The 1,822-nt window shown below is 31.9% G+C and carries 3 protein-coding genes; 2 read left to right on the top strand and 1 reads right to left on the bottom strand.

Going from position 1 to position 1,822, the window contains the following annotated elements:
- Nucleotides 1–322 precede the first annotated feature (322 nt).
- Both AB1349_14070 and AB1349_14065 read left to right on the top strand, forming a co-directional pair.
- Entirely contained in the window at nucleotides 323–634 is a 312-nt protein-coding gene (locus tag AB1349_14070) for a nucleotidyltransferase domain-containing protein (GenBank protein MEW6558451.1), read from the top strand.
- Entirely contained in the window at nucleotides 627–992 is a 366-nt protein-coding gene (locus AB1349_14065) for a DUF86 domain-containing protein (protein ID MEW6558450.1), read from the top strand. The genes AB1349_14070 and AB1349_14065 overlap by 8 nt, the downstream gene beginning before the upstream one ends.
- 147 nt (nucleotides 993–1,139) lie before the next feature.
- Here AB1349_14065 and AB1349_14060 read toward each other — a convergent pair whose 3' ends face one another.
- The gene (locus AB1349_14060) at nucleotides 1,140–1,706 is read right to left on the bottom strand and encodes a transposase (GenBank protein MEW6558449.1); all 567 of its coding nucleotides are present in this window, start codon (nucleotides 1,704–1,706) and stop codon (nucleotides 1,140–1,142) included.
- Nucleotides 1,707–1,822 lie beyond the last annotated feature (116 nt).

Below are 1,822 nucleotides of genomic sequence, written 5' to 3'. Positions count from 1 at the left end.
CCGTAAAAAGAACAAACACAAAAATGGAAAATCTCCATTAGAATTGGCTGGTGTAGATGTTTCAAATATCAACTGGATTAAGTTCAGCCAAGTCAGTTATTAGCAACCTAAAATTACTACGCCACCTCTTTTTGCGATAGCAAAACTTTGTTTTGCAGACATGGTGGTGTGGTCATTTTTTTATTGCAATTTTTTTATTTTTTTGTATAATCTATACAACTAAATATGTCATTCTATCAGAAAGAAGAAATCAAATGTTCATGTGAATAAGAATTTGCGATAATTCGTATGCACGAATGAAGTGAGTGCTAACTTGTAAATTATGAATAGAAAAAATGCAATCAGTATACTTAAAAAAGAATTGCCATATCTGATAAATAAATATGGTGTTCAGAAAATTGGTGTTTTTGGTTCAACAGTAAAAAACAAATCAAATATAGATAGCGATGTAGATATATTTGTGAAATTTTCCAAACCCATTGGTTTAGAATTTGTAGATTTTTGCGAATATTTAGAGCAGAAATTAGGTAAAGCGGTAGATGTGATTACTCCTGATGGGTTAGAAGGGATAAGGGTGGAGCGAGTTAAAAAAGAAATGAAAGAGGAACTGAAAAATAATTTAATATATGTCTAAAAGACACGATATTGATTTCATTCAGGATATAAAACAATCAATTGAAAATATCTTTGACTATATCGGAAAAATGAATTATGAGGAATTTCTTAATGACAAAAAAACTAAAGATGCAGTAGTGCATAATTTAGAGATTATTGGTGAAGCAACAAAAAATATATCTGAAATACTCAAGACAAATCATTCATATATTCCATGGAAACAACTTGCAGGTATACGTGATAAAATAGCTTACTTTTATTTTGGGATTGATTACAAAATTGTTTGGAATATTATGAAAAAGCAATTACCTATCTTACACAATGATATGGAAAAAATTGAACGAAGAGAGTTATTTGATGACATAAATGGAAAATAATTTTTTTGCTAATGTCTGCCCCGTTGTTCCCGAGTTTAACAGTTGATTTTTGACATCGTCGGAAAAAAATTGGAAAAATGGCGTTTTTTTCACTACGCGTTTTCCGACAATCGTTCCGTCGGGAAAATCAGGTCGGGTTTTTGGTTGTTAGGTTTTTTCGCTAACAACAACCCTTTGGGTCTTTGACAACCCCAAAAATCCTAAAATTTTGTGTGCTTTGCCTTCTATTGGGGTTATGCTTTTAACTTGAAATTCTCTTACTTCATTCTTCAAAGTGTTAGTAGTAATTTTAATGTCACTGAGTGCTTCTAATGCAGATGCTGCTGTTATGGGATACTTTTTCTTAGCACAAATATATTCAAGCATTCTTCCCAAAAGTAAAGCAATTACACAAACAAAAATATGTGCTATTACTCTTTCTGGTGTGTAGTGTCGTATAGGTCTTAATTTTAGAACTGATTTTAAGTCACGAAAACAACTCTCAATATGTCCTAAGGATTTATATGTCTCTATTACTTTTTCTAAGGTTAAATCTGATATATCTGTATGCAGGACTGTTTTACCATCAAGCAATTTTTCCTCAAGATTATTTAATGAGTTTGTTATCTTGAAAAGTAGTTCGTCGCGTTCTTTCTCATCCTGTTTTGCTCGTTTTTGATTATGGTATATAATATAACGTTTACCGTCTATGATTTTTTCCTTAGCAAATGACATACTCCCCGCAGCAAGCTGCGGGGTATCTTAAAAGTCAAGTTTTAACTGGCGTCTGTCTTCTTCTGCTCTTTGATATTGGATGTATTTCTGTATAGTTTGTGCAGTTACTTTGTCGC

Source organism: Elusimicrobiota bacterium (genome assembly GCA_040757695.1).
Taxonomy (GTDB): Bacteria; Elusimicrobiota; UBA8919; order UBA8919; family UBA8919; genus JBFLWK01.
This window is presented reverse-complemented; position numbering and strand designations above follow the sequence as displayed.